Here is a 26,897-nt window from a genome sequence, read left to right as displayed (position 1 = left end):
CGAGAGATACTCGATTTGTCTCCCCACCAAGTCAAGCAAGCAGAAACCCAAAAGGCCAATGCGGACAGCTCCGTCACCGCCAGGCTCCCCGAAGTCTTTCAATGGCTACTCGTGCCTGTCCAAGAGGAGAAGAATCCAGCGGCCCCGATTATCTGGGAGCTTCACCAACTCAAAGGTGATGGCACGCTAGCTCAGAGGGCCTCAAAGAAGCTTCGCGACAAAGACCTCCTCTACGCTTCGCTCTCGCCCTCAAGACTCAAGATGGAGCTGGATAGGGTTCCGCTTTGGGATGGCAATTCTAAGAGCCACGTTGCTATATCCGAGCTGGTGGACTACTTCGCGAAGTATCTCTACCTCCCGCGTCTGAAGGCACCTGGACTCCTTCTTAATGCTGTCCATGAAGGCATTAAACTCCTCACATGGAGCCATGACTCCTTCGCGTACGCCGACTCATTCGATGAAGAATCCGGTCGGTATCGGGGCCTTGTTTGCGGAAGTGTGGTCAATCTTGGGATGGACATCCCCGACGGGCTCTTGGTTAAGCCTGAAGTCGCACTCCGCCAACTCCAGGAAGAGGCACCCGCTGCAACCAGTGGGGCGACCACGTCTGGTGCTGCAACTGGCAGAAGCAGTGACCCCTCTACCGGACTCTTTGCTGGAGGAGGCGAGGACAAACCAGCCAAACCTAGTCTGAAGAGATTTCATGGAGCCGTTTCGCTCGATGCCACTCGAGTCGGGCGCGACGCTGGTCGAATCGCTGACGAGGTAATCAGCCATCTTTCCGGCATCGTTGGAGCCAAGGTAAAGGTCATTCTTGAAATCGAAGCTGAGGTCCCAGAAGGAGTTCCTGACGACGTCATCCGGGTTGTCACGCAGAACAGTCGAGACCTCAAGTTTGATTCGCAGGGCTTCGAGTCTGACTAGGTCAGAGGTGGCCACTGCGTTTCAGTGAGTGAAACGAACCTTGCTCACCGACGATGACGTGGTCGAGCACTTCGATGCCAAGAAGAAAGCCAGCGGATTTTAGGTTCATCGTCACGTGAATATCCTCTGGTGATGGCGTCACGTCTCCGGAAGGATGGTTGTGCCCGAGGATGACAGAGGCAGCATTGGACAGAATGGCGGCCTTGAAGACCTCTCTGGGCGCGATAATAGCCGCGTTGAGGGTTCCGATGCTGACCGTGTGAATCCCGATGATTCGATTCTTCACATCGAGCATCATTGCCACGAAGTGCTCCCTATCCTCATGCTCCAGATAGCTGCACAGTATCCGGGCCGCATCGTTTGGGCCGTCTAAGGAAAGCCTTTCCCCGCCATTTTCGCGCACGAGCTGCACGCGGAACACTGGGGGCATTAGAGCGTTTTCAAAAGCTTCTCTTGGGCCAGAAATTTCAGTCATGGTCACCTCCAAATCAAAAAGTGTTTGAAGGCGATATGGGGACGACGAGGAGGAGCGTGACATAAGCCTGACCCGCGCGTTCAGACGTCTGAACACTTCTCGCTTTGGGTCTACTTTGCAGTTCAAACTGAGGACGAAGCCGGAGCGCCAGGGAGTCAAATTCCCAACTTCACACTTACTCTCAGGTCACTTGTTCGATAGGCGATACCACCCCCTCCGTGAGTCACGACCGCCTGTTTCGCTCCATCGACTTCCACTTTGTTGCCTATCTATCTCTTGCCAAGTCTCCATCTGTAGTCCGTAAGGCTTGAATGTCCGCAATTGTAAGCACCACTTTTGGCCCGTGGCCTCACGACACGCAAGGGGTACCCCCACTTCCGCGCCTGCGGCTTGTGCAGTCAGGGTGATGCCCCGCCCCCTTGCGTTCTCTCGGCACCCTGGGCCCTCACAAAGGGTGCTCGCGGGCAATCAAGCCCCGAGCCTTTTACAAATGGAGAAACCTATGGCAAACGAAAAAGCAACACGACTCGAAGCGATTGTTGGAATCAAAACAGGCGAGGACAAGACTCACTGGAAAAAGGTTGGCGTCGCCTTCCCCTTAAAGAACCGACCTGGATACAGCGTGAAGTTGGAACTCCTTCCGACTCCCACGAACGGCTCCTACGAGTTCATCCTCGTTGAACCCAGCGCAAAGAAGACCCTCAAGAAATGAGACTTCAGCCGGACCTGGCCCGCGAGGGTCAGGTTTTTGGCACTTAGGAGACGGCCATGACAAACCGTCCGTTCGTGGCCTTGCGGTTTCTCAGCAGGAAGTGAAGAAACCGCAATCCCGCGAACTCAAACAATAAAGGAGACAACCATGAACCAAACCAGGCCAAGAACCAGAAGCCCAAGCAGAAGGCGAAAACCATTTTCCCTGAACCAAAGCGGCCGGAACGCCGGAAGAGAGGGCAACAACCCACTTTGCCGGAGAACCGCCATGAAGACAGAAGACGCCAAGTCGCTCATCGAGGAGCAAATCAAAAGCTTAGGAACAGCACTCGAAGAAGGCCGAAGCGACCAGCTGGAATCGTTCCTCAGCGCAATGGCCCGCTTTCACCGTTACAGCTTCGGCAACGTGCTTCTCATCATGGCCCAGAAGCCTGATTCAACCCATGTTGCTGGATTCCACACGTGGAAATCCCTTGGCAGATTCGTCAAGTCAGGTGAGAAAGGCATCGCCATCCTTGCCCCTATGCTCATCAAAACCGAGAGTCCAGATGCTCCTTCCCCAAGCCAGAGTGAGGATGAAACCAAAGCTCTCCGGTTTCGAGTCGTTTATGTCTTTGATGTTAGCCAAACCGACGGCGAACCTCTTCCTGAATTCGCTAAGGCGACTGGCGAACCTGGAGAGTATGCGGACAGGCTCAAGAGCCTTACCCGCCAACTATCAATCGAGCTCGAATACGCCGAGCATCTTGGAGGTGCTTTGGGTGTCTCAAAAGGAGGCAAGGTCGTCCTACAAGATGGCCTCGACCCAGCCCAAGAATTCACCACGCTAGTTCATGAGCTTGCCCACGAAATACTTCACCACGGGTCCGGACGCGCAGGCTCTACCAAGGAAAGCAGAGAGCTCGAAGCCGAGGCAGTGGCATACGTTGTAGCCCAAGCCGTTGGTCTCGACACGGCCAGAGCGAGCACCGACTACATCAAGCTCTATCACGGCGACGCGCAGCAACTCACCCAATCTCTCGAAGCCGTCCGTAAGGCCTCCGGAGTCATCCTCGAAGGGCTCCTATGAGTCCGTTTTCGCGTGAGGCACCGTTTAGTTTTCATTCCGCGTTGGCAACCAAGGCGCTAGCCCGGAACGCGCCAGCGAAGCTGTCACGCCCCGCGCATTTTCGCGCCCCAGTTTTGGCCGCACAACGCTTCACCTCCCTTGAAGACCGGGTTTTGGTTTCTCTTGAGGCGGCGAAGAAACACAAAACCCTTTTGAGGAGGTGACTATGAAAACACAAACAAACCTATTCACGCTTGGACAAACGTTCATCACGATAGGAGCCAGAGACAATCTGCATCCGGAGGACATCATCCGTTCGCTGATGCGGCACGCCAGAGGAGATTGGGGAGAATGCAGTCCCGAGGACAAAGCCGCGAATCAGGAAGCTCTTGAGTCGGGAGCACGCATCATGTCCGTGTACCACGACCGGCACAGCGTCCGGTTTTGGGTCATCACTGAAGCTGACCGTTCGTCTACGACCGTCCTGCTTCCTAGCGAGTATTGAGCCTCGCGCGGGGCTCCGGCCCCGCCATTCCTATCGCCTTTGTCGCTTCTCAAGCATCTCTTTAAGCGTCGGCTTGACCTCGACAAGGTCAAGAAAGCCTTCAGGAATGGTGATATTCAAGAGTGGATGGCGCTCTCTCAGCCGACGGGCAAGGTCATAACCAGGTTCGCGCAAGCGAAGAATCTCCTTGTCTCTCGTGACCAGAGCAAACGCGCCTGTGTGAATGGCAAGGTCAAGATACGGTGCATCGTCCGGGTCTGGTGGAAAGTCAAAGACCTTTGGAACGCGCTCGACGTAGATAGCCGTTCTGTGAAGGTGATGGAACAGGGCCTCGACACGCTTCGGGGTGATACCAGGAAGCTTGGCTTGAAGCCAAGGCATTGAAAGAACATAGCGGGCTTCATCAAGGACATATTTTGAAGTCAAGAGCCGGTCAGGACCATGAAGGACATGGGCGAAGCAGTGGTACGCCGCACCTGGAAAGGCGACAGCTTGGACGAAGACGTTGCAGTCGAAGACAGACATTTTCACGGCTCATCTCCTTTCCCGCGCTCACGGCGGGCTCTCGCAATCGCTTCTAGGATGGCCTCTTCGATTTCTCGCGGTTCAATATCGTAATTGGCCGCGTGGATTTCCCGAACAACCTGAACAACTGCTTTCGGAGCTTGTTGTGGGGGAAAGCCTTGGCCTAGCAAAGGGGAAGGAATAGGTGTGTGGGTTCTTCGTCTTCGTGTCATTCACGGTTCGATGAAGACCGTGAATGATAAGATTCAGGAAACGGATTCTAGGTATACGTTAGAAGCAGCGTAAAAGAAATGACTCACCGCTCCGACCGATTTCACGAATACAGGCAGAGTATCCGGATTGCCCTGCTCTGTCTCTTCGTGTCGGTCGTTCTGGGATGCGACTCAGCCACCGTCAGTGACAAGGCAGTGGAATCCACGCCCTCGAATACGAAAGAGTCCGAGCCAGCGCAACACAGGGAAACTCGAAAGGAAGCAATCGCCCGAATCACTGCTGCCTGCGAGAAGGCAGGCGGAACACTTGTGCTCAAAGAGGATGGTAGTGGTGAGTGCAAAATCACCCTTCACTAGCTGAGGCCTGACTAGACTTGGCTCTCTCCAGCTACCCGTTCAGACGTCTGAACACTTCTCTTCAACACCCCTGAAGGTTCCAGAGGCTTTTACGGGGTCACCAGCGTCTTGAACTTTTAGGGTTGACATCTTTGAACATCTGGCCTCAACTAAGGCCATGAGGATGCAACCAGCTACGGAGGAACGATGCCAAGAGGCCGCGCTAAATCTACTGGACGAACCGTTAAGCCCGCAGGAGTCACTTTTGAATCTGGCGTGCTCGAATATCTTGAACACCTTGGCGAGCAGGAAGACCGCTCGCGCAGCTGGCTCATCAACCGAATGGTTAAAGAGCACGCTCAGAAATTTGGAATCGACATCAAGTCGTTCGCATCTAAACCTGCAAACCAAGTCACGGAATAACGTTTGAACCCGAGGCAACGAGACACCAATACGTCCGAACTTCAGGCGAAGCAGATGGCCTTCCCAGGCTTTAAGCTCCCGACGAGTTCAACCACGTACACGCCGAATCAATTTTTCGACGTGGTGCTCCCTAACGCCTCGCGAGGATGCCTCAGACTGGTCGCCTATCTCATCCGCAAGACCCTTGGATGGTCGGATGAACAAGGCAACCCGCAGAACCCCAATACTCACGTCAGTTACCGAGAATTCATCGAAGAAGCAGGCGTTTCTCGCGGTGCCATCCGCGAAGCCATCGACGAAGCGATTCAGAAGCGGTACATCGACTGCTTGCGTTTTGGTCAACCTCATAAGGCTGGTGAAGAGGGATACTCAGCTCTCTACAGCCTGCGCTGGGACGAGAGCGAGCACTATATCACTTCCCCGCTGGAGTTCGACGGGTTCTTTGCCGGTAACGGCAATCTCACCCACATTCCGAACGACTTCTTTGACTACACCGTCCCCAATGAACCCCTCGCTATTGTCCGCGTGGTGGGAGTCATCATCCGGCATACAATTGGCTTCCAAACCCGCTACGGGTTCCGTCGCCAGCAAGTCGAAATGTCGTTCTCGGAAATCATGAGAAGAACGGGAATTGCCTCTTCATCGACGGTGAGCAGCGCACTCAAATCCGCTATCGAAGGCAACTATATTCGTAAGGTCTCCGAAGGAATTTTCGACCCGTCAGCAGGTGTGGCCAGTAAGGCGACCACTTTCGCTGTTTGTTGGGATGAAAACCCCGATTTTGAGTCTGAGAAGAGGAACGGTTCAAAAATCGAAGCGGGTAGACAGTTCAAAAATCGAAGCGGAGATTTGGAGACGGTTCAAAAATCGAAGCGGGTAGACAGTTCAAAAATCGAAGCGGCAAACGGTCCAATTTCCGAAGCGGCAACGGTTCAAAAATCGAAGCCGGAAGCGTTCAAAAATCGAAGCGATATAGAAACAACAAGATTAAACAACCCTTCTAAACAACAACAAACAGACGCCGTTGTTGCGGGAGGAAAATCGCTTGCGCTTTTGATGGGAAGATTGATGGCAGAGGGTATTGACCCGGTGAAGGCCAATGAAATCGTTGAGCACTTCCCTGTTGAACGAATCGAGAGACAACTCGAAGCTCTTCCCTTCCGAAAGGTCAAAACCAGCAAGACAGGCTTTCTCATTCGCGCCATCGAGCTCGACATTCCCGTAACCGAAGCACCAAAGGCAGAACGCTCAGCGGCACAGGTTTTCGTGTCCTACTTCTACGCTGGCCTTGGCGGAAATGAAGGCGAGCCGCTGCCAGTCTCTTCCATCACCGACGAAGAGGCAGCCACTTCCCTACTGTCCCGGTTTAACGGCCAAGCCAAATTGAATCCCGGCGAACTTGGACGAGAGTTCGCTCGTTATGTCCAGAAGAATGAGAATCCGAAGTTCCCCGTTCGCACCCTTGCCCTTGCGGTTCGTAATTTCGGAAATGAGTTCATCGTCTACCTCCCGGCCAAAATCGAGGCCCAGTATAAGCGTCTAGAGTCCGAGCGGCGCACCCAGCACGAGAAGGAGTTTGGAATTGTTCACCGCGACTACCTCCGCTCAGTTGCACGGAGTCTGGAATCCAAGGGTGGCCCCGACTGGGAAACGTGTGAGGCTTGGATGCAGAAGAAGCTCGCAAGGCGAAAGCAAATGTCCGAAGTCATGTACCGGCGCTCGATGGAGACTCTGAACGACCCCGAGGGCCGTGCCGATTTCATTCTCGAATATCTTGCCGAGACATGTCCCGAATGCTTGCCGTCTTTTTGGGATTGGGACGCCACAATGAATGACAAGCCATTTTCCACGGAAGGAGTAAGCGCATGAGCCAAACCATTGCAGTCATCAATCATAAAGGGGGAGTCGGGAAGACCACCACAGCCGTCAATCTAGCGGCAGGAATGGCTCGCCACGGCCACAAAGTGCTCCTGGTAGACCTTGACCCGCAAGGCAATGCTACTTATGGCTTAGGAGTCGATTTTGACCCAGGCGAATCAAACTCCATTGCTCAGGTTCTTCTTGGCCCAGACGTTACGCTTGAGTCGGTCATCCTCGATACTGAGGAGCCGAATCTCAAACTCGTGCCCGCCGATATCCGGCTTGCTCATACGGCGGTTCAGCTCAATGCGGCCGTGTTCCGAGAAACCAGGCTATCCAAGGCACTTGCAACCGTGCCGCAGTTCGATTACATCATCATCGATGCCCAGCCGACGCTCGACCTGCTTCCGGTGAACGCCATCTATGCCGCCGACAAGCTTTTGATTCCAACGGAGCTCACGGGTTATGCCCTTTGCGGACTGAGTGACCTCATGTCAACTCTGAAAGTCACCAAGAACGGTGGAGACTACGATTGGCGGATTGTGCTTACGAAGATGACCGGCCATGGTGAAGACCGGCAGTTCCACGCGACCAAATACCTTGAAGGTTTCTCCGACCGGATTTTGAAGAGCCGGATTCGGCACACGGAAGCGATTCCAAGAAGCCAAATTGAGACGGAGGATGAAGACCCCATTCCGGTGATTCTTCAAAAGACGTACAGCCGGGGCGCTCAAGACTACCGGGCACTCGTAAAGGAGATACTTGAAATATGGCCCGCCTAAAACAAAGACTCGCCGAAGCCGCTACTGGAAATGAATCGCAAGCGGATGCCCTTTTGAAAGAGGGGAACGAGCGATTCGCGCGGGTGCCCATCGAAGTCATCGAACCGGACCCTGACCAGCCTCGAAAGAACATCGGAGACATCGAGGAGCTGAAAGCTTCGATTGCCGAGCACGGAATTATCCAGCCCATCGTAGTGTCTCCATTTGGTTCAGAGACTTTCCGTATCATCGCGGGCGAGAGGCGCTTCTCCGCCGCGAAGGCGTTGGGGATGGCAACTGTGCCAGCCATCATCCGGACGGTCGATGAGCATAGGCGGCTCGAAGTCCAGATTATCGAAAACATCCATCGCCAGGAGCTCAGCCCCCTGGAGGAGGCGTTTGCCTATCGCCGCCTGATGGACGAGTTTCAGTTGTCGCAAAGGCAGCTCGCAGAAAGGATTGGAAAATCGGCGGCGGGGGTAAATCAGATGCTCCGGATTCTGAGTCTTCCAGAAGACCTTTTGCAAAGTGTTCAGACGTCTGAACAGCTCTCTCGGTCAGTGCTTTTAGAGATTGCAAAGCAGGATTCTGAGGAGGGCGCAAGGGCTCTCTGGCAAGCCGCTATTAGCGGCGAAAAAGTCACCGTCAAGACTGCCAGAGCGAAGAAAGCTAATGCCGACAGCGAGTCTCCAAAGCCCAAGACTAAGATTCCACTCAAGACAAAAAACGCCACTCTCACACTCGTGTTCGAGCAGGACTCCGTCTCGCCACAAGACGTCGTAGACGCTCTCTCGCAAGCACTCCGAGAGGCTAAGCTCGCCCTGAAGGCGAGCGCGCTATCAGCCCCAGAATCAGCAGAATCAGCCGCTCCAACAGCAGAATAAGACGAGACGCTAAGCCCCATCACACCTGACTCACCTTTGGATGAACGCCATGGCGAAGCTGGCGAATCTTTCCGGAGTTGGGCGCGTCTAATCTTTCATGAATAAGGAGCAGGCAGCTGAGTTTCTTGGCGTCAGCATCCGGACGCTCGAGAGACTTGTCGCATCCGGCAGGCTCAAAGCAGGCCGGGCGCTGAAGAAGACGCGGCCCGTTGTCGTATTCGAACAGTCCGACGTTGAGTCGCTCAAAACCGAGCTCGATAACGTGCGTCCAGCGGAAGTGTTCAGACGTCTGAACACCGAGAAAAAGAAGGACGCTATTGGGTTTCGACTCGACCCTTTTTACATCAAGAAGCTCGAAGAAGAGGGTGCGAAATCAGGGCTTAGCTCCGGAGAATATGCGCGGCGTCTCGTCATTAGGGGGCTCGATACAACCAACGAAATTCAGGCTCTGAAGGGCTCGCTCGCCCACATGTTTTTTCTCATTCTCGTCACCAAAATGGGAGCAACAGAGGAGGAGGCTGATGAAATTGTCAAGAGCCTCGGATAGGGAGGATAAGTGCTCAGCGTAAGTGTTATGTCCGGCGGCCAGGCGAGCTACTACCTAAGCCTTGCCAGAGAGGACTACTATGTGGCAGGCGGCGAGCCACCGGGAAAGTGGTACGGAAAGGGAGCCGAACTACTCGGATTGACTGGCACCGTTGAGGGGCGACAACTCTACAATCTTTTCGATGGCCGGAGCGGTGACGGCTCAACTCTTCTCGTTCAGTTGCAGAGAAAGGACGGAGAACTGAACCACAGGCCGGGATGGGATTTGACATTTTCCGTGCCGAAATCTGTTTCCGTGCTCTGGTCTCAACTTGGCCTCGATGACCGGGTTCTCATCCAAAACGCTCACGACCAGGCGGTAAAGAAGGCACTCGATTATCTCCAGGACAACGCCATAGAAACGAGACGGGGCAAGAGTGGCTCACAGTTGGAGCGGGGCGAAATGGTGGTCGCTCTCTTTGAGCACTCGACGTCTCGGGCGCTCGACCCCCAACTCCACACCCACGCATTGCTCATGAATGTCTGCGTTAGGGCAGATGGGTCGACGGGCACCGTCAGTTCCCTTGATGTATTTCTATCGAAGATGGCCGCTGGAGCCATCTATCGATTAGAACTCGCCACAATTCTTTCTCACCAACTTGGGGTTCCGGTTCACGCGGTTAAGAACTGGTTTGAAGTGTCCGGCGTTTCCGATGAGCTTATAGCGGAGTTCAGCAAGCGTCGAGCGGAAATCGAGTCGCTTCTCAAAGAGAAGGGGCTGTCGAGCGCTGAGGCCTCCGCCGTTGCCGCAATAGAAACACGCGCAGCAAAGGAACTCATTTCTCGCGTGTTACTTGGAGAGGAGTGGAGGGAAACAGGAGACAAGTTTTCGTGGTCGGAATCAGAGGCCGCTGGTCTGCTGAGGTCCGTAAGGCTAAAGCGAAGTCCTGAAACGGCATTGAAAGAGGTTCTCGCAGAATCCGTGAAAGACTTGACCTTCAGCCAAGCCCACTTCACTGAACGAGATTTTGTTCGCGCCGCTGCTGAGATGGGACAAGTTTCCGGGCTCTATGTTGATGAACTGCTCGAAGGCACCCATTACTTTTTGCAATCCAGTGAAGAGATTGTCCGGCTCGGAAGACACCGTGGAGAAGAGAGGTTCACGACGAAAGGCATGCTGGAGCTAGAACAAAGGCTCCTATCGGCAGCCGATGCGCTCTTTTCGAATGAAGAGCATGTGGTCACCCAGGACGTGATGGTGCGAGTCTTAGGAAGGAACGAAGGGTTATCGCTTGAGCAATCGCAGGCTGTTTGGCACATCGCTCACTCGACAGGCGCACTCGCGATAGTGTCGGGCATCGCAGGCACCGGAAAGACAACCATGCTCAAAGCCGCTAAGGAGGCTTGGGAGGCGGCCGGGTTCATCGTTGATGGAACGGCACTTGCGGGGAAAGCTGCGAGGCAATTGGGGAAAGACGCGGAGATGGACACCAATACGATAGCGAGTCTGATTCGCCGTGCTCAAAACGGGACTCTTAAACTGACGTCGAAAACGATTCTCGTCGTTGACGAAGCGGGAATGGTTGCGACTCCCGAACTAGAATGGCTTGCCCGAATGTGCCAAACAAGCGGAGCGAAACTCGTCCTAATTGGTGACGCCAAGCAACTCCAACCGATTGGCCCTGGTGCCCCCTTCATGGAACTTGGGGCAAGATATGGCCAGGCTGAACTCGTTCACATCTATAGGCAAAAAGATGAATGGGCAGTGAATACAGTCATGAACCTTAGGGCAGGGAAGTCGAAGGAGGCTCTTGAAGAGTTTGTTAAGCAGGGGCTAGTGCGCGTTACCGAGACAAGAGATGAGGCCATGAGTGCCCTTATCAACGACTGGGCAGAGGATAAGCAGCCAATTTCCAAGACTTTGCTCCTCGCCGGAACTCGAGCCGACAAGCACAAACTCAATCACCTTGCCCAGGCCAAGCGTCTGGAAAATGGAGAACTTGGTGATGTTGAGGTGAAGATTGCGGGTGAGACTTTTCGCGTGGGAGACCGACTCATTTTCAAGCGCAAATACGCCACGCTGCAAGTCGTAAATGGTGAGCGCGGCACTCTTGTCGACTACGACCAGGATAGAAACGGCGCGAGTGTGAGACTCGATACGGGCGAGCGAATCACTTTCGACATCGACGCCATGCATCATGTCGAACTCGGCTATGCCAGTACGACTCACGGAGGGCAGGGAGCCACGACGAATGCAACCTATGTTCTCGCCGGTGGTCCCATGCAAGATAGGGAACTCTCCTATGTGCAGGGTTCACGGGCAGAATTCTTCACTCGGTTCTACATGACGCGGATGGAATCAGGAGACGAAATGGAAAAAATCGCTCGGGAAATGGCACGGTCGAGACAGAAAGAAATGGCCTCGACGGTCATCAGGCTTGCAGAGCAAAGACAAAACGAAATCACCCGAGGGAGCTAACGAGCGTTCATAATTCTGATATGGAGCAAGAAGCGCAAGTAGCCAGGCACAACCAGACTCCTGCGTCTCCAGTTATGACTCTGCAAGAACTCAGAGGTCGATTCCTCGTCCAACAAGACGAACTATCAGCTCGGCTGTCTGATGCCACTAGGTGGTGGGAACCACTGCTCCAGATTGGACCATTTGAAGTCTCTGGGGAGGATGCAACTAAGCACATCGCCTTCGTAGGTGCTCCAGGCTCTGGAAAGACCGTGCTCATGAGACTTCTAATGCAATCGGTGCTTGGGAAGATTGGGCAATCCTGGAAAGCTGGCGTTTCGGAGGAACAGGCTCTCGCCGCCCTGACGACGGAGCCAACGAAACCTCCTAAAAATATCCCACTAAACCAGAGCCCTGCTTTTGAGGAAAATGAGCCGCTGCGACCTACCGTTGCCGCAAAACAGATGAACGCATCGGGTTATGTGTTCCTTGTCTTGTGGTCTGCGTATGGCATATTTGTAATACAGAAGCTGATGGAATTTGACAAAGTCAAATACTCTCTCCCTGCTTCAGCGATATCAAATCCATTGCTTTTGATTGCGTCCTGGTTCCTCTCACCCCTACTGTATGTTCTCGTCATCAGGGCCGTGTTTCCACAAGAATACGCGCTTTTCCGGGGCAAAGTGAAGGGTAACGAGGTGGAGCCCACAGCCAAGGTAGATGAGGAAACTTTTGAGACAGAGGTGCCGATATACGATGGCCCGAAGACTTGGGACAAGCATAGAGCCCTAATTTTTGACGCAAAACTAGAGGCCATTCCCCAGCTATATGGAATGGGGGTAACGGCTCCAATCCACATCTTCAATCCTTTTGACGAAAGAGCAGTTGCATGGGACATGTCTAAGGACATTACTGAGCCCGCAACAGCCAAGCAAATCGCCTCCATCTTTATTCCCGAAGAGAAGAACGCATCGCAGCCATTTTTCGCGGACGCTTCCCGTCAATTGCTGGAAGGAGTGATGGTCGCCTTCATCCTTACAAGGCCGGGGGACTGGACTTTTCGAGACATCCTCGTCACGCTCAAATCAGACAAGCTACTTGCAGGTGTACTATCCTCTACCCCTGTTACGCAGCATCTGGTCGAAACTTATCTAGCCAATGACCGGGAGTCGCGCAGTGTCATGGCGACACTCGCCTCCAAGGTGGGTTCATTCGACGTGGTTGCAGCTCTCTGGGAGAAGGCTGAGAGAAAGCTCAGCCTCAAAGACTGGCTGGAATCCGAGTCGATTCTTGTACTCGGGCATGACGAGGCCTATAGGTCAAGTCTCGACATTCTGAACCGAGTCATCTTCAAAAGACTGGTCGAGCTGCTTCTTTCAGGCCCGTCGACAAAGACTGGGCGGACATGGTTCTTCCTAGATGAAATCAAAGACGCTGGGAACTTGGACTCGCTGGGAGCTCTGATGAACAGAGGGCGGTCATTTGGAGCGTGCGTGGTTCTTGGCCTTCAAGATATTGAAGGCTTTCAAGAATCTTTTGGAGAAAAGCCCGCCGAGTCCATCCTGGGACTATGCGCTACGAAAGTGATTTTGAGGGTCGATAGCACGAAGACGGCAAAGTGGTCCGAGGAGGTATTCGGTAAGTCTGAGACTATCGAGCTGAAGGACAGTGCATCGGTAGGAGAATCCAATACCGAGGGTTCGACGGACACGAAGGGTACTTCGTATTCAAAGGGCTACAACAAAGGGACAACTCGTGGCAAGTCAGGCGGTCAGTCTTCGTATTCAAGCAGCGTAACTCATTCGGAAAACTGGTCGGACTCAGAGAGTACAGCGACGTCACAGAGCACTGGGCAGAATCTCTCTATCAGTAAATCGGCTGAAATTGCTACGCGCGACGCAGTTCTTGCCTCACAGTTTCTCTCCTTGCCGATAACTTCGCCAGCTATAGGTGTAAACGGATACATTGCGCACCACCTTGGGGCAGCAAGATTCCAACTACTAGGATTCGAGAGGATGTTGGCTGCCGAATCAAACCGAGAGCCTCGCGTCAAACCAAGAGGAAGTGATGACCAATATCTCCAACCCTGGACTGAGAAAGAGTCGAAGCCCTACCTCCCAAAACCTAAAAAGCCCAAAGAGGCTACGAGTGTTTCAGAGCCCCCTGCTGAACCGAAGACGGTGGCTTCTAAGCCGATTGCCGACGTAATGACCGTAAGCCGCAGGTACAAGCCTGAACGATTCTTGCCCGGCTCTAATCCTGACAACGGAATTCGGAGGAGAAACTAGACCATGCCAGACTGGGTACACGACACCGCGTTTTACGATTTCAAGATGACCTTCGAGCCCTATTCCACCTCAATATGGGTGCAAGGAGCCAAAGACCGTTCGGAAGAGAATCGGCCGCAACTCATCCTTGAAGACCATGAGAAGAACAAGGGACAGAGCCTCGACAACGATGAGGCGCGTAACACCGCGATATCCAAGTTGTCTTCGGAGATGAAAATTAATCCATCGCATGCGGATTGGTATGTGAGGGACAGCAAAGGGAATCTTCAGGCTCTCGAAATAAGCGAACGCGAGAAGTTTGTCGAGAACCCCCAGTTCACCCGTCTTCGCAATAACGACGACCTCAACGTAAGCGAATTGAGAGACGCTAAGAAAGCTTTTCCAGACGTCAAGGTCTGGGACGTGGAAAGTGACTTTACGGAGCTGACTCCCGAGCATGACCTTAAACTGGGTGACGCATTTCAGGGCCGCGAGTACGACTCACAAAATAATCCGGTTCTTGATATGAAGTCTGGTCAGCCTCTCAACAAGCATGAGCCGGAGCAAGATAAGCCTGTTCCTGAAAAAGAGACTGTTCAGCCTCTCAACGAGCAGGGGCCAGAGCAAAAGCAAGCTGAGAACGCTCAGGACATCGACTTGTCTCGGGAGACGTTCAGGCCACAGGAGATGGAAAGGGGCCGATAAGCTGGACGTGACGCGCTTCTTCCGATGTCTAAGCGAATTGCTTGTTCCATCCGGGACGGTATATCTTCAACAATGCTGTCTCTAATCGTATGATGTCTTGTTCGCTGCTCATCGGACACACATAGAGGGCCACATCACCTTGGTTGGCCGAAACCAAAGCATTCAAACGACAATTTGTTCGTTGCCCATCGATGTAGCAATTCTTGGGGTGAATCTTGCCATACCCTTGGTTGATTCGTTTAGCAAAGCTATCTAGGCATCGCCCAATGTAAACAACCTCTCCTTTGACTTCATAGAGGTAAAGACCCCGAACCTTTGCAAGGGTTGAGTCAGCCAAAGAGAAGACTGTGAATTCCGCCTCCCCGTCACTATTCAAGAAACGTCTATAGAACTCGTCACCGCACTCCATCAAACCAAGGAGAAACTCTCCCAGGGGTTTATCAAGCTCGGCCCGATATGTTTCGCACAGGGCACTTAGCTTCGCATATTTCGGATGCGCCAAAGTCTCCCGTACGGACTTGTTGTTCTTCTTGGCCCAAACAGGGACTCCCAGCCCTGGGTCGGAGAACTCCAGGTCCGCTTTTGTAAAGTCTAGCGCTACGCCATTGCAATTCAGAGATAGCACGTCCAAGCTCTTGTCCTGCATCGCCTGTCTCCTACTAATCGTTATGCGCCAACGAAGCGCTTAACGCTCGCTTCCATGAGAGGCTCGTAATCTTGAACACCTGCTTTCTCATGTTCTAGTCGGAACAGGCCCTGCTTCCAGCCAACATCGTAGCGGTACTTCCCAGCGTTCTCAGGCGCGAGAGCTTCGCAGTCCACCTGACCCAGCTTGAAGAACAAGGCATGGTCTTTCTTGTTCGCCCACATAATGCCAAAGGCAATCGACCCGCCAACCTTGAACGACGCATACTCCTTGTTCAGCTTCACATCGACCGGCCAGCCAGAGCGCTCCACGACAGCCGAAGCCTCTTCAACCATGCGAAAATAATCGCCGGTGGCCTTGGCGTCGTAGCCTGCCGTCTCGTACCAAGCTCGGTCATAGCTACCCGCTGCTGTCGTGGGTCTACTCTTCGGGGCGGTTGGAGCTTCAAGGCGATGAACTGCCACGACCATCTGTGAATCGAGTTGATACCGATTCACCTCCAACAAATCAACAGGGAAAGTCACCTTCCTCATGTGATGCACTGTCCCGGGCAAGATGGTTGGGGCAACCACAACGATTCGGACGGCGTAATTGTCGAAGTTCGGGCTCAAGCCTTCTGGCCGGTCCTTCTTTTCAAGCCACATCTTGGCGATAGAATCCGGATTGTCCTCTGCCCAGATAGCATAGGCGAGAACTTGAGGGAGAATGCCTTCATCAACCGCGACGTTCTTAATCTCGACTATACAGACGACTCCTTCGCGGTCAATTCCGATGATGTCGGGGATTCCGGGCTTTGCACCGCCGCGAATTTGACGCCATAGCGGGAAGACATCACCTAGGATGTCGCTGTTCTCGAAGACGAGTAGCTCCAAGTCTTCCTCTCGCAGGAACGGAACGTGCTTGCAGAGCACAAGCCCTTTCTCTGCATCCTTGAGGAACAGGTTCACGGCGTCAGCTCCCCAGAACCAAGGGTGGCTTGGCGGGCAAGCGCCCATACTGTTTGAGCCCCATATTTCCTGTTCAGGAATGAAATCATCTCTCCATCCCCTCCAAGGTCGGTTGTTCCGTCTAGTTTGCAGAGGCAACGAACACGGTGCTCATCACCGTTCGGCTCAATGAGAACTACATCTGCCTGAGTACCTTCGGGCGACGGGACATGTTCTAAGAGTCGCGCTCTTAGGTCATTCATGCTTTCATTTTACAGTCCCAGCCACGAATCCGGGCGTTGACTATCTCGAAACGGAATGAGTATGCCTGCTTCATGCAACAGCATTCAGTTGACGTCTACCAATACAAGTCCCTTCCTTTTAACTCTTCAGCCCTGAGCGAAGACCAACTCAATCAAATGGGTGCTCAAGGCTGGTTTCTCGTCTCGACGCTGCCCAACATCATCTTCGCAAAGCGCATTGCCGGCTCACCTGTCGTGACGCGCGTTGATGACCCATTGCTACTATCAATCAAACAGGTCGCCGACCGGCTGAACATGAGCCGGTCAAAGGTCTACGGGCTAATTGCCGCTGGAACGATTGCTTCTGTGAAGGTCGGCCGACTCACTCGCGTCCCTCGACAGGAGCTTGAAATTTTCGTCCGCACGATGCGAAAGGGCTAACTCTCCCCAATTGTTCAGATAGCCACACATAACCCCTTTTATGTGAGGCTTCTTCTGTGCCACACTCGACAGTAGAGACGAAGCATGGACGGAGACAAACTTCTACTGCCAGTAAGGGCGAGCGGCCCAGTTTCGAGGGGGCATCTAATGCCCGCCCTTTTCGCAAACGCGCCCACAGAGGCACAGAGGGCTTTCCTCGAATTTTTCGCCGTCACAATTCCGAACGCCAACACTCGCTCGGCCTACATGCGCGACGTGGCCAGGTTTGCCCAGTGGTGCGACGAGCGGAGTTTTCGCCTGGAGCAAATCACGAGCATCCATCTTGCCGCCTACCGAGAAGAGGTGTCGCGCGAGCTTTCCAGCCCAAGCATCAAGCGCCACTTCTCAGCTCTCCGGATGCTCTTCTCATGGTTCGTCGAGAAGGGAGTGCTCGACCGGAACCCAGTGCGAGAGGTGAAGACCCCGCGATTCTCGCGCTCGGAAGGGAAGACGCCAGCGTTCACTCCTGAAGAAATGCACCAGCTCTTCGCGAGCTTTGACACCGATTCAATTGTTGGCCTTCGAGACCGAGCTCTCATTGGAGTCATGGCCTTCACTTTCGCCCGCGTCGAAGCCGTCGTCTCCCTTCGAGTAAAAGATGTCATGGCGGTCGGAAGGCGCACGGTAATCCGGCTCAATGAGAAAGGAGGAAAGGAGAGGGAGATTCCGTGCCACCACACACTTGAGGAGTATCTGGACGCTTACATTAAAGCGGCCGAGATTGGAAATCAACCGAACAGCCTTCTCTTCCGAAGCGCCATTGGTCGAACTGGGAAGCTCTCGGACAAGCCTATCAGCCGGACGGATGCCTACCAAATGATTCAGCGCAGGGTCCGAGACGCGGAGCTTCGCGGTCGATTCTCTTGTCATAGCTTTAGGGCGACGGGAATCACAACCTACTTGGAGAATGGTGGGAACCTCGAGATGGCTCAATGGATTGCCGGTCACGCTGACAGTAGGACAACCAAACTCTACGACCGGCGAAATCATCGGGCGACGCTCGATGACATTGAGCGCATTCGGTTCTAATTGCGGCAGAGGAAATTGGGTGGTTCCCGAAAATCAGCGAGAACCAAAGGGTGAGGCGGCTGCTACAGCTCCAAAGTGCATTAATGTCTCCGCGAGAAGACATTTTGATTTGTCAATGAAGCTCTTCCACTTTGATGAGCTTCGAGGTTTTGTAGTTTTGACGATTTCACTTTGTGGGGTTTGCCCCGTGCGTTCATTTTCCATATATGATTTTTCTCCTTTTACTTTCAACACTGCCACGATAAGAATCGCAGCGAAGGTGACGAGAAGCTCTTGGAGCTGGACTGAACCGCACCACCCCATAAACTGGGATAACTATTTATTATACGAGAATCGGTGGTGATTTGTTCGCTCAGTAGGTCCAAAGACCTACTGAGCGCTTTCCAGGTGGGGTAACGAAAGAATTCGGGAACGGAATACCTTACAAATACGTCAATAATTGACGTAGGCGTTGGAACGAGCCTATAATAAAGGCAAGATTAAGCGGAATTGTAAGGATATCTATGGCACTCACTCAAGAAGCACTCGGCAAGCGGCTCCAGGAAGCTCGAAAGAGCGTCGCGCTCACTCAGCAGGAAGTGGCGGACGAACTCGGGCTTGCACGCGAGTCCCTTGCTCAGATTGAATCTGGAGATAGGAACGTCAACTCGCTCGAAATTGTGCGGCTCGCGCGGATGTACGGCCGGTCATTATCGTCGCTCCTTCACGAAAGCGAAGATGCGGAATCCGAGGAGCCTCTCACTGCGCTCTTTAGAATGCAGGACACCCTTGGAGAGTCACCTGAACTCCGCTCTCAGCTCACTTGGTTTTCAAACGTCTTCAGGGAGGCTCGAATCATCGAGCAGATGCTAGGTGATGACCCGCGAGTTCTTCCTCCTGACTATGCGATGCGCGAACCAAGAAACAATGCGGAGGCTTACGAGCAAGGCCAAGAACTCGCGCAGCAGGAAAGGCAGCGTCTTGGACTAGGGTGGGGCCCGATTCAAGATGTCGCGGAAGTCGTTGGTCAGCAGGGAGTCTGGTCAGTGGCATCCCCAATGCCCGACCATGTTTCCGGAATCTGCCTTTTCCACTCAGACATTGGAGCGGCCGTCTTCGTCAATGAGAGCCATAACAGAAGTCGCCGACGCTTTTCTTATGCTCACGAATATGCTCACGTCCTCACCGACCGACGCAACCGGCCGACTTCGGTGAGCAGCGCAAAGAACTCAAAAGAACTCATCGAACGGCGCGCAAACAGTTTCGCGAGTGAATTCCTGATGCCCAAGAAAGGTGTCTACGAATTGCTGGCGAGGTTGGACAAGGGAGCTCCAAGTAGGGAGCTTATGTGGTTCTACGACTCAGCATCAGAAGGGGCAGAATCTGCCGAAAAACGCAACGCGCCAGGGAGTCAAGACATTGCCTTTCATGACGTTGCCTATCTCGCAGACTGGTTTCAGGTGAGCTATGAGGCGGCGGCATATCGCCTCAGCGACCTGGGCAAGGTTAATCGAGACAGACTCCAAGAGCTTCTTGGCCAGAAGGAGGAAGCACGTCGATGGATGGACAGAAAGGATGCTGAACAGCCGCTTCTCGCGAGCTACCTGCGATGGCTAGTTCGTGAGGCTTACCGGAGAGAGGTTATTTCAGGTGGCCGATTCCGAGAGTTCTGTGCATTGGCCAGGCTTGATGTTGCGCAGGAATGGGCTCAGGTCCAGGAGCATTTTGACGACTGATGGAATCTCCGCCGCTCCTAATAGCAGACTCGTCCACGCTCCTCAACTTCCTAGTTGTGGAGCGCATGGACTTGATGCTGGAGCTCGGATTTTCAGTGCATGTCGTTGACGCCGTCATTCATGAAATCAAGACTGAACGGGTGCTCCTCGACCGGCTCATTAAGGAAGGCGCTATCACAAGGGTGGTGCTCGATGGTCCGCAAATCACCGCGACGGTCGCCTCATTTACTGAAGTCGGTCTTGGCGCAGGAGAAGCTCTTTCCTTTGCCGCCGCACTTGAATTGAAGTGTGCGATTGCAATTGACGACCGCCGAGCGGTGAAGCGAGCCGCCCCAACCGCCGGCCATTTGCCCGTTCTGACAACAACCGATATCGTGATTGCGGCAATCAAGGACAGCAGAATTCAACTGCACGAAGCTGAAGCCCTGAAAGTAGCCTGGGAGCAGAGCCACAAGTTTCGACTTCGATTTGAATCGTTCACTGCGCTCTTGGAGGACAAGTCCAAATGAGCCAAACCCATCAAAGTTTTTTCGGCGGGGTTATGCGCGTTGCATACTCTAAAGAAGAAAGAGGGCCTCTTACGAGACCCCCGTTTGTTTGTCATTCTGCCCCGGTTTGCCCCCGGAGCCTCGACCAGATAATCCCTCGCGGGCACTGGACATCTCTATTCTACGCTGAACCGCATGCGGCTCGGGCGACAAATCGAGTGACTGAAACCTGCGGAGGAGAAATCGTGCTGACTTTCCAGTCGGCAAAAAGCAAGGTATCTCTCCGATGCATAAAGTAACTTACTACCCCCTCGACAACGCGGAAACGCTCCGCATCGACATCAATTCGAACGCTCGCAAAGTCCTCGTTGACTACGCTGACGTTCGCGACCGGAACAACAAGTTCGACCTTCGTTGCGACCTGCCCACCCTTCTGAAGGAAGACTTGAAGGCCGCAAAGCGCGACTACTATGACGTCGTCGCCTTCACTCACCTCGACGATGACCATGTTCGTGGTTCTGGCGACTTTTTCCACTTCGAACACGCCAGCAGCCGGCAAGGCGATGGCCGAATCAAGATGGAAGAAATGTGGGTTCCGGCCTTCGCCGTCGTCGAATCGAATCTTGATGGTGATTCGCTGACCATCCGGAAGGAAGCTCGCTACCGTCTCAAAGAACTGAAAGGGAAGGGGATTCGTGTCTTCTCAGCACCCGGCACCCTGAAGGACTGGTTCGAGAAAAATGGTCTCGACTTGGAAGACTACAAGAAGCGAGGCATCGTCATCGATGCTGGAAAGGTTGTTCCGACGTTCAGCCTTGAAGCCGACAATGCTGAGTTCTTCGTCCACTCGCCCTTTGCTTCGCGAACCGAAGATGGTGTTCTTCACGTTCGCAACATGGACGCCATTGTCATGCAGGCTGTCTTCAATGTCTCTGGCCAGCAGACCAAGTTCCTCATCACTGCGGATGTGCCGCATGACCAGCTTGACGAAATCGTGCGAGTCACCAAGCTCAAGAAGAACGAGAGCCGCCTTGAATGGGACATCTACGATGTGGTGCACCATTGCAGCTATCTCTCCCTCGGGCCGGAGAAGGGCAAAGACAAAACGAAGCCAACCGAGAATGTGCAGTGGCTTCTTGACCAGGGCCGAAGCGGAGGGCTTCTCGTTTCAAGTAGCAAATGGATTCCCACGGATGATTCCGACTCGCAGCCCCCGCATCGTCAGGCAGCAGCAACGTACAAGGACACGGCGAGCAAAATTGGCGGCGAATTCATCCTCACAATGGAGCACCCGAAGAAGTCTGCACCGGAGCCGTTGGTTATCGAAATCACGAGCTTGGGCGCAGCTTTGAAACGGGCCGCGGTAGTCACCGTTGGTGCGACGGCCACAAGTCAGGCCGCGCATCGGGTGGGATAACCATGGCCGCTGAGTTTCGTGCCGTCGAGGGAGAGTTGGTCTCTCTCGACGGTCTGACCATTCAGAGGGCGGTTGATTTCGCCCTGCTCATCGAAAGCGGGGTAACACCCAATGCTCAAGTAGTCGAATGCCGCCGCCTGGACTCTGGTCGTGAGGTGATAGTTGTTGAGCTTAGGCCAACTGTTCCACAACGTCCTGTCATCGCAATTGAGCGCCTAGAGCTTGTCGCCGTTTTATTCTCGAAGGCCGACGACTGGTATCCGGAAGTCAGGGCGCTTCGCACGGATTTCCCCCGAGATAGAGTTTTGCACTTGAACGGTGGCGTTCCGGTTGGAGAAGCTCCAAGTCTTTGCTTGTTCGCCGAGCCGTGGCCCGACGTGCGATTGCGGCTTACTGCGAACGAGCTTTTGTTCCGGCTTCAGAACTGGTTCAATGACACCGCGATTGGTCAGTTGCATAGGCCAGACCAGCCGCTCGAACCTGCGTTTCTGGCAAAGTCATCACCTCTCATCATCAGTAGACAGCTGCTTGAGGGATTTCCCGCAACCACGAAGGCTCTTGACCTCGACATTATCGATACGCCTACTGGCCCTGTGTTTATTCAGCGGCGACCAGGGCGTCGCCATACCGGACAAGCAAAGCCAGCGTTAGTTGTCCCGTTCGTAAGCCAGCCTCACGAGCATTGCGTCGTTAACGATGCACCGAGGACATTGGAAGAGTTGGACACTCAGCTCAAGTCCGTTGGCATCAATGTAGTCAGCGACCTGCAAGAACAGCTTCTCGCCAGAGAGACAGAGCTTGACAAGTTCGGTTTTCTGGTGCTCCTCATCCTGCTCATGAGGAAGCGAAGTCCAGAATCGGAGCCAGAGCCTGAACTCATTGCGTTCTTCTGCATCTCGGCCAACGCCTCTCAGTCAGGGATTCGAGGGATTTTCCGCGATATCGGCTTCACGGGTGGAATCAATTTGGACATATCGAGAACGGGGAAGGAGACCACCGTCTCTTACTTGAACGTCAGATTCGAACTGACTCCAGAACTCGCGAGCCTATACAGTGGGAATGAGGCTTTACTGACTCCCCTTGTAGCAGTAGGAGCCGGTGCCCTAGGCTCCCAGGTAGTGATGAATGCGGTCCGCGGTGGCATGACGACTTGGAAGCTAATCGACGATGACAATTTGATGCCCCACAATCTCGCACGCCACTCACTTCCTGGAGATTGGCTGGGTTGCCCCAAAGCGACCGCCGTCGCGAGTGAAGCCAACAGCCTTCTGGATGCCCCATCCGTCGAAGGAATCGTTGCGAATGTTTTGACACCGGGTCAGCAAGCGGCCGCAGTTCAGTCGGCGATGGAGTCGGCAGGCGTTATCGTAGACCTCTCTGCAAGCGTCGCGGTTGCAAGGCATCTTGCGAGGGATGTGAACTCCAACGCCCGGCGATGCTCAGTTTTCGTTTCCCCGTCAGGTCGAGATTTGGTCTTCATGGGTGAAGATGAGGCCCGAAGCACTCGCCTTGATGCCATCGAGGCTCAATACTATCGAGCGGCCTCATCGGTCGATTCGCTCCAAGGTCACCTTCAGAGCGGGCAGACTGTAGGGAGTTGCCGGGACATCACGAGCTTGTTGCCCCAGAGTTTGATGGCAATTCACGCCGCCCAAGCGGAGAGGCTCTTGCGTTCATGGCTCGCCCAATCCGAGGCACGGGCAACAGTACTTCGGGCAAGAGACGATGGCTTTGGATTCGACCAGACCGATATCCCTCTTGGGGGCATCGTCGAGGTCGGAGAGCTGGGAACGTGGACGGTCTTTACGGACACATTGCTTTTGGAGGAGGTAAGCGGACAGCGAGAAGGTTCCTTGCCAAATGAGACAGGCGGAGTCCTTCTGGCGCATGTTGACGCTCAGCGAAGAACCCTCTATGTCTCACACCAGATTCCAGCCCCACCAGATAGCGAGCGACAGCCCACCGTCTACATTCGTGGTAATCAGGGTCTATTCGATGAATACGACCGAATCCGGAGGGTCACTAGGGAAGGACTCGCGTATATCGGTGAGTGGCACTCACACCCGGATAATTGTGCTTGTAAGCCTAGCTTAGAGGATATCAAAGCTGGCGCTTGGCTCGCAGAGCAAACCAGGCCCACGTCGCTTCCCGGAGTGATGCTCATTGCTGGAGAGGGGAAGCAAACCTGCTGGATGCTGTGCAGTCAGACGAGCGAGGAAGGGGCACCTATTCACCTATGTCTCAAGTGGAGTGACGCAGCATGACGGCGGCTCCATTGAGTCTGGAGCAATGGCTGAGCTACGTCCTCGCCCTTCCTAGTCACCGCTCAAGTAACGAGAGCCATCGCACGTTTGGGGCTCGAATCGTTAAGCTTGTTTACGACGAGATACCCGCCCAATTCGCCGACGATGTGACTGCCCGAAACTACTTCAATCATATGCTCGCTGAAGTCGCTTGGGCAGTGAGAGGCTTCAGTGCGGTTCGAGACGATTTCCAAAGGCAAGTCCAAGCTCGGGCCTTCCACGCGGAACATGCAAAGGAGAGAGCCAAAGGTTGGACTGAGCTGTCGCCGCTAAGGAAAGAATCGCTTGGTAGCAAAGGGCTATCCATCGCCGTCGGAGCTGGTGGAGCAACTGCTCTGAGTCATCTATTCCCATCAATACCTATCGGGTGGAACGTTGCACTTGTCATCGTCCTGGCCTACACAGTTCATCTCTTCCTAGACTGGCTCCAATCTACGGCAGTCAAGCGGGCGCTCGCAAACGAACCCCGTGAGGTCATGGACGCATGGTCTGACAATGCTCGCCCGCAATATGAAGCGATAGCTCGAGCATTTCTCGAAAAGGCATGGGCTATCGAGAGCCGATTCTATCCCCCGAGCGATGCTTCAGTCCCTCCGAACTTCGAGCAACTCATACAGCGGGCCATGGAGTTTGGGCGTCCAGAGAATCCGGCTCAATGAACCTGCTGACCCCTTCAAGCCTCGCCCCCAAAACCTCTCCAGAGCGAGCTGAAATTGTGCCAGCCCTGCCAAGGACCTTGTCAAGGATGATACGGAGTGGCTACGCCATCCCTGACAATTTCCTTGGCAGAGAGGGAAGCTTTTGTTCGTCGTTCTGGAAAGGGTTAGGTATCGAATCGGGTATCAAAGAAAAGTTTGATTCGTTTCGCGGAGAAAAGATGCTCGATTTGCGCCAGGTGTTCTCACTAACTGATTTCTTGAGAAACCACAAGGATATGGTCGCACGTGTGACAGAAAGCCATAAGCCGTTAGTGCTTACGGTGAAAGGAAAGCCTGCCCTCGTGATTCAGGACGCAGAGAGCTACCAAGAACTCATCGACCGATTGGAAAGAGCAGAGGGAAGAGAAAACAGCGCATGACCAGCCTAGAAGAACTCAAACCTAACACAGTAGTTAGGGGAATTCTCGCAGAGAGAACCGTCACCGTTGTCAGCGCCCAATGGTTTGGCACAAGCGCACTGGAGCTCACCTACAAAGACTCGGAGGGCAAGGTTGGCAATACACTTCTTTACCGAAGCAACGAGCAAGAGCTCTCGATAGTTGAAGAGGGACGGCCATGGGCCTTCGATGCTGATGGCAGACAGTTCCGGCTGGTCTCGGAAGCTCACCGGATTCGGCTCGCCCACCTATTTGACCCTGTACTCGCGGTTCATACGTCGATTGTCGAGCCGCTGCCTCACCAAATCACCGCCGTTTATGAGGAGATGCTACCAAGGCAACCACTCAGGTTCCTTTTGGCTGATGACCCTGGAGCAGGCAAGACCATCATGGCTGGCCTGCTCATTAAGGAACTAATCGCACGAGGCGACCTCCAACGATGTCTTATTGTTTGTCCCGGAAGCCTAGCCGAGCAGTGGCAGGACGAACTCTATCGACGGTTCCATCTCCCATTCGACATCCTCACAAACGACAAGCTAGAAGCGGCCAGGACAGGCAACTGGTTCCTCGAAAACAACCTCGTCATCGCTAGGCTCGATAAGCTGAGTCGGAACACGGATATCCAAGAGAAACTCCAGGTCAAGGATGCATTTTGGGACCTCATCGTATGTGACGAAGCCCACAAAATGTCAGCCACGCACTTCGGCGGAGAAATCAAATACACGAAGCGCTACCAACTCGGGCAACTTCTCTCAAGCCTCACTCGGCACTTCCTGCTGATGACGGCGACACCGCATAACGGCAAGGAAGACGACTTCCAGCTTTTCATGGCGCTCCTCGATGGCGACCGGTTTGAAGGACGGTTCCGAGATGGAGTCCATGCCGTTGACGCTTCAGACCTGATGCGCCGGATGGTCAAGGAGAAGCTCCTCAAATTCGACGCTACACCGCTCTTTCCTGAGCGCAAGGCCTATACCGTGCCTTACAAACTCTCGAACGCCGAGGCCGAGCTCTACGCTCAGGTCACTGACTATGTCCGCGAGGAGTTCAATCGAGTTGAAGCCCTACAGAACGATAAAAGGGCAGGCACGGTCGGATTCGCTCTCACAATCCTACAGCGCAGGCTCGCCTCATCTCCGGAAGCAATCTATCAGTCGCTCAGGCGGCGACGTGAACGACTTGAGGGACGTTTGAGGGAACTTGAACTCCTGCAAAGAGGAGCCGATGTCTCGGGAACCATCATCGCCCACACACCGATGCTGACCCAAGAGGACGTCGAGGACTTGGAAGACGCTCCCGAGAATGAAGTCGAAGAAGCTGAGCAACAAGTGCTCGACCAGGCCACCGCGGCACGTTCTATCACCGAGCTGAAGACTGAAATCGCAACCCTCACGAGGCTCGAAGGCATGGCCCAGGCTCTTAGGCGTTCAGGAGAGGACAAGAAGTGGAAGGAGCTGGCAAGTCTGCTCTCTGAAATCTTCACCCCGGCTGCCCTGAAAAACGTTGTCAAGGAGAACCGTGCCCTCTACGGAGACACTCCACCGGCGAGCTCGCCAAGTCAGAAGCTAGTTCTTTTTACCGAGCATCGAGACACGCTTACCTACCTCGAAGAGCGAATCAAGACTCTCATCGGGAAGCCAGATGCGGTCGTCGTCATTCATGGCGGCATAGGCCGTGACGAGCGCTTGAAGGTTCAAGAGTCCTTCAAGCACGACCCCGAAGTCAGGGTCCTGATTGCTACCGACGCGGCAGGTGAAGGAATTAACCTGCAACGAGCTCACCTGATGGTCAACTATGACCTTCCATGGAACCCAAACAGGCTCGAACAACGATTCGGACGCATCCACCGAATCGGACAGACAGAGGTGTGCCACTTGTGGAATCTCGTGGCCGAGGAGACACGGGAAGGCGAAGTCTATCGAAAGCTCTTGGAGAA

Annotated in this window: 27 protein-coding genes; 22 read left to right on the top strand and 5 right to left on the bottom strand. The window is 53.9% G+C overall.

Annotation, left to right across the window (positions count from 1 at the left end; genetic code table 11):
- Positions 1–924 (top strand): AAA+ family ATPase (locus tag WCK51_15750; GenBank protein MEI7578342.1); only part of this gene is annotated, 924 nt, incomplete at its 5' end.
- 1 nt (position 925) lies between these two features.
- On the opposite strand, the gene radC is transcribed toward WCK51_15750, so the two are convergent.
- Positions 926–1,399, bottom strand: coding sequence for a DNA repair protein RadC (gene radC / locus WCK51_15745; protein MEI7578341.1), 474 nt, complete (start codon positions 1,397–1,399; stop codon positions 926–928).
- Between the two features lie 502 nt (positions 1,400–1,901).
- Here radC and WCK51_15740 point away from each other — a divergent pair.
- From WCK51_15740 to WCK51_15730, 3 genes are all read left to right on the top strand, one after another.
- A complete protein-coding gene (locus WCK51_15740) occupies positions 1,902–2,111 on the top strand; it encodes a hypothetical protein (protein ID MEI7578340.1) in 210 nt (69 codons plus the stop codon).
- Between the two features lie 267 nt (positions 2,112–2,378).
- Complete coding sequence (locus WCK51_15735) at positions 2,379–3,179, top strand: ArdC family protein (GenBank protein MEI7578339.1); 801 nt, start codon at positions 2,379–2,381, stop codon at positions 3,177–3,179.
- Between the two features lie 205 nt (positions 3,180–3,384).
- Positions 3,385–3,663, top strand: coding sequence for a hypothetical protein (locus WCK51_15730; GenBank protein MEI7578338.1), 279 nt, complete (start codon positions 3,385–3,387; stop codon positions 3,661–3,663).
- A 30-nt stretch (positions 3,664–3,693) separates the two neighbouring features.
- Here WCK51_15730 and WCK51_15725 read toward each other — a convergent pair whose 3' ends face one another.
- Positions 3,694–4,188, bottom strand: a complete 495-nt coding sequence (locus WCK51_15725) for a putative toxin-antitoxin system toxin component, PIN family (GenBank protein ID MEI7578337.1) — start codon at positions 4,186–4,188, stop codon at positions 3,694–3,696.
- Positions 4,189–4,478: 290 nt separating this feature from the next.
- Between WCK51_15725 and WCK51_15720 the strand changes: the two genes are divergently transcribed.
- The 9 genes from WCK51_15720 (at position 4,479) to WCK51_15680 (ending at position 14,619) form a co-directional block, all read left to right on the top strand.
- Positions 4,479–4,757, top strand: a complete 279-nt coding sequence (locus tag WCK51_15720; protein ID MEI7578336.1) for a hypothetical protein — start codon at positions 4,479–4,481, stop codon at positions 4,755–4,757.
- Between the two features lie 186 nt (positions 4,758–4,943).
- Complete coding sequence (locus WCK51_15715) at positions 4,944–5,159, top strand: hypothetical protein (protein MEI7578335.1); 216 nt, start codon at positions 4,944–4,946, stop codon at positions 5,157–5,159.
- A 3-nt stretch (positions 5,160–5,162) separates the two neighbouring features.
- A complete protein-coding gene (locus WCK51_15710; protein ID MEI7578334.1) occupies positions 5,163–7,028 on the top strand; it encodes a hypothetical protein in 1,866 nt (621 codons plus the stop codon).
- On the top strand, positions 7,025–7,801 hold the full coding sequence (locus WCK51_15705) for an AAA family ATPase (protein MEI7578333.1): 777 nt from the start codon (positions 7,025–7,027) through the stop codon (positions 7,799–7,801). Before WCK51_15710 ends, WCK51_15705 begins: the two co-directional genes overlap by 4 nt.
- A complete protein-coding gene (locus WCK51_15700) occupies positions 7,789–8,664 on the top strand; it encodes a ParB/RepB/Spo0J family partition protein (protein MEI7578332.1) in 876 nt (291 codons plus the stop codon). Before WCK51_15705 ends, WCK51_15700 begins: the two co-directional genes overlap by 13 nt.
- A 97-nt stretch (positions 8,665–8,761) precedes the next feature.
- Positions 8,762–9,211 (top strand): helix-turn-helix domain-containing protein, encoded by a 450-nt coding sequence (locus WCK51_15695; protein ID MEI7578331.1) that lies wholly within the window; start codon positions 8,762–8,764, stop codon positions 9,209–9,211.
- A 9-nt stretch (positions 9,212–9,220) separates the two neighbouring features.
- On the top strand, positions 9,221–11,668 hold the full coding sequence (gene mobF / locus WCK51_15690) for a MobF family relaxase (protein ID MEI7578330.1): 2,448 nt from the start codon (positions 9,221–9,223) through the stop codon (positions 11,666–11,668).
- 443 nt (positions 11,669–12,111) lie between these two features.
- Positions 12,112–13,935 (top strand): type IV secretion system DNA-binding domain-containing protein, encoded by a 1,824-nt coding sequence (locus WCK51_15685; GenBank protein ID MEI7578329.1) that lies wholly within the window; start codon positions 12,112–12,114, stop codon positions 13,933–13,935.
- 3 nt (positions 13,936–13,938) lie between these two features.
- Positions 13,939–14,619, top strand: coding sequence for a hypothetical protein (locus WCK51_15680; protein ID MEI7578328.1), 681 nt, complete (start codon positions 13,939–13,941; stop codon positions 14,617–14,619).
- Between the two features lie 28 nt (positions 14,620–14,647).
- On the opposite strand, the gene WCK51_15675 is transcribed toward WCK51_15680, so the two are convergent.
- Genes WCK51_15675 through WCK51_15665 form a run of 3 tightly spaced genes read right to left on the bottom strand, consistent with a single transcriptional unit; the run spans position 14,648 to position 16,454 of the window.
- The gene (locus WCK51_15675) at positions 14,648–15,265 is read right to left on the bottom strand and encodes a hypothetical protein (protein ID MEI7578327.1); all 618 of its coding nucleotides are present in this window, start codon (positions 15,263–15,265) and stop codon (positions 14,648–14,650) included.
- A gap of 20 nt (positions 15,266–15,285) precedes the next feature.
- Positions 15,286–16,212, bottom strand: coding sequence for a hypothetical protein (locus tag WCK51_15670; protein MEI7578326.1), 927 nt, complete (start codon positions 16,210–16,212; stop codon positions 15,286–15,288).
- Positions 16,209–16,454 carry a hypothetical protein gene (locus tag WCK51_15665; protein ID MEI7578325.1) on the bottom strand — a complete coding sequence of 82 codons (246 nt, stop codon included), beginning with the start codon at positions 16,452–16,454 and terminating at the stop codon, positions 16,209–16,211. Before WCK51_15665 ends, WCK51_15670 begins: the two co-directional genes overlap by 4 nt.
- A gap of 72 nt (positions 16,455–16,526) precedes the next feature.
- On the opposite strand from WCK51_15665, the gene WCK51_15660 reads away from it, so the two are divergent.
- The 9 genes from WCK51_15660 to WCK51_15620 all read left to right on the top strand — a co-directional run.
- On the top strand, positions 16,527–16,874 hold the full coding sequence (locus WCK51_15660; protein ID MEI7578324.1) for a helix-turn-helix domain-containing protein: 348 nt from the start codon (positions 16,527–16,529) through the stop codon (positions 16,872–16,874).
- A 147-nt stretch (positions 16,875–17,021) separates the two neighbouring features.
- Positions 17,022–17,942: a tyrosine-type recombinase/integrase gene (locus tag WCK51_15655; GenBank protein MEI7578323.1), complete on the top strand. Its 921-nt coding sequence runs from the start codon at positions 17,022–17,024 to the stop codon at positions 17,940–17,942.
- Positions 17,943–18,445: 503 nt separating this feature from the next.
- Entirely contained in the window at positions 18,446–19,657 is a 1,212-nt protein-coding gene (locus WCK51_15650) for an XRE family transcriptional regulator (GenBank protein ID MEI7578322.1), read from the top strand.
- On the top strand, positions 19,657–20,166 hold the full coding sequence (locus WCK51_15645; protein ID MEI7578321.1) for a hypothetical protein: 510 nt from the start codon (positions 19,657–19,659) through the stop codon (positions 20,164–20,166). Before WCK51_15650 ends, WCK51_15645 begins: the two co-directional genes overlap by 1 nt.
- 265 nt (positions 20,167–20,431) lie before the next feature.
- Positions 20,432–21,562, top strand: a complete 1,131-nt coding sequence (locus WCK51_15640; protein MEI7578320.1) for a hypothetical protein — start codon at positions 20,432–20,434, stop codon at positions 21,560–21,562.
- A gap of 2 nt (positions 21,563–21,564) precedes the next feature.
- Positions 21,565–23,826: a Mov34/MPN/PAD-1 family protein gene (locus WCK51_15635; protein ID MEI7578319.1), complete on the top strand. Its 2,262-nt coding sequence runs from the start codon at positions 21,565–21,567 to the stop codon at positions 23,824–23,826.
- On the top strand, positions 23,823–24,524 hold the full coding sequence (locus WCK51_15630) for a hypothetical protein (GenBank protein ID MEI7578318.1): 702 nt from the start codon (positions 23,823–23,825) through the stop codon (positions 24,522–24,524). The genes WCK51_15635 and WCK51_15630 overlap by 4 nt, the downstream gene beginning before the upstream one ends.
- Positions 24,525–24,742: 218 nt before the next feature.
- Positions 24,743–24,943 (top strand): type II toxin-antitoxin system prevent-host-death family antitoxin, encoded by a 201-nt coding sequence (locus WCK51_15625; GenBank protein ID MEI7578317.1) that lies wholly within the window; start codon positions 24,743–24,745, stop codon positions 24,941–24,943.
- On the top strand, positions 24,940–26,897 hold a 1,958-nt coding region (locus tag WCK51_15620), incomplete at its 3' end, for a helicase-related protein (protein ID MEI7578316.1). The genes WCK51_15625 and WCK51_15620, both read left to right, overlap by 4 nt.

This window comes from Armatimonadota bacterium, assembly GCA_037138755.1.
Taxonomy (GTDB): Bacteria; Armatimonadota; Fimbriimonadia; order Fimbriimonadales; family Fimbriimonadaceae; genus Fimbriimonas.
The sequence above is the reverse complement of the archived record's forward strand: the minus strand, read 5'-3'. Positions and strand labels throughout refer to the sequence as shown.

Bases quoted from the DNA above. Each gene is read 5' to 3' on its own strand.
- radC (MEI7578341.1), bottom strand. From the start codon at position 1,399: ATGACTGAAATTTCTGGCCCAAGAGAAGCTTTTGAAAACGCTCTAATG.
- WCK51_15740 (MEI7578340.1), top strand. From the start codon at position 1,902: ATGGCAAACGAAAAAGCAACACGACTCGAAGCGATTGTTGGAATCAAA.
- WCK51_15735 (MEI7578339.1), top strand. From the start codon at position 2,379: ATGAAGACAGAAGACGCCAAGTCGCTCATCGAGGAGCAAATCAAAAGC.
- WCK51_15730 (MEI7578338.1), top strand. From the start codon at position 3,385: ATGAAAACACAAACAAACCTATTCACGCTTGGACAAACGTTCATCACG.
- WCK51_15725 (MEI7578337.1), bottom strand. From the start codon at position 4,188: ATGTCTGTCTTCGACTGCAACGTCTTCGTCCAAGCTGTCGCCTTTCCA.
- WCK51_15720 (MEI7578336.1), top strand. From the start codon at position 4,479: ATGACTCACCGCTCCGACCGATTTCACGAATACAGGCAGAGTATCCGG.
- WCK51_15715 (MEI7578335.1), top strand. From the start codon at position 4,944: ATGCCAAGAGGCCGCGCTAAATCTACTGGACGAACCGTTAAGCCCGCA.
- WCK51_15705 (MEI7578333.1), top strand. From the start codon at position 7,025: ATGAGCCAAACCATTGCAGTCATCAATCATAAAGGGGGAGTCGGGAAG.
- WCK51_15700 (MEI7578332.1), top strand. From the start codon at position 7,789: ATGGCCCGCCTAAAACAAAGACTCGCCGAAGCCGCTACTGGAAATGAA.
- WCK51_15695 (MEI7578331.1), top strand. From the start codon at position 8,762: ATGAATAAGGAGCAGGCAGCTGAGTTTCTTGGCGTCAGCATCCGGACG.
- WCK51_15685 (MEI7578329.1), top strand. From the start codon at position 12,112: ATGAACGCATCGGGTTATGTGTTCCTTGTCTTGTGGTCTGCGTATGGC.
- WCK51_15680 (MEI7578328.1), top strand. From the start codon at position 13,939: ATGCCAGACTGGGTACACGACACCGCGTTTTACGATTTCAAGATGACC.
- WCK51_15675 (MEI7578327.1), bottom strand. From the start codon at position 15,265: ATGCAGGACAAGAGCTTGGACGTGCTATCTCTGAATTGCAATGGCGTA.
- WCK51_15665 (MEI7578325.1), bottom strand. From the start codon at position 16,454: ATGAATGACCTAAGAGCGCGACTCTTAGAACATGTCCCGTCGCCCGAA.
- WCK51_15660 (MEI7578324.1), top strand. From the start codon at position 16,527: ATGCAACAGCATTCAGTTGACGTCTACCAATACAAGTCCCTTCCTTTT.
- WCK51_15655 (MEI7578323.1), top strand. From the start codon at position 17,022: ATGCCCGCCCTTTTCGCAAACGCGCCCACAGAGGCACAGAGGGCTTTC.
- WCK51_15650 (MEI7578322.1), top strand. From the start codon at position 18,446: ATGGCACTCACTCAAGAAGCACTCGGCAAGCGGCTCCAGGAAGCTCGA.
- WCK51_15645 (MEI7578321.1), top strand. From the start codon at position 19,657: ATGGAATCTCCGCCGCTCCTAATAGCAGACTCGTCCACGCTCCTCAAC.
- WCK51_15640 (MEI7578320.1), top strand. From the start codon at position 20,432: ATGCATAAAGTAACTTACTACCCCCTCGACAACGCGGAAACGCTCCGC.
- WCK51_15635 (MEI7578319.1), top strand. From the start codon at position 21,565: ATGGCCGCTGAGTTTCGTGCCGTCGAGGGAGAGTTGGTCTCTCTCGAC.
- WCK51_15630 (MEI7578318.1), top strand. From the start codon at position 23,823: ATGACGGCGGCTCCATTGAGTCTGGAGCAATGGCTGAGCTACGTCCTC.
- WCK51_15625 (MEI7578317.1), top strand. From the start codon at position 24,743: ATGCTCGATTTGCGCCAGGTGTTCTCACTAACTGATTTCTTGAGAAAC.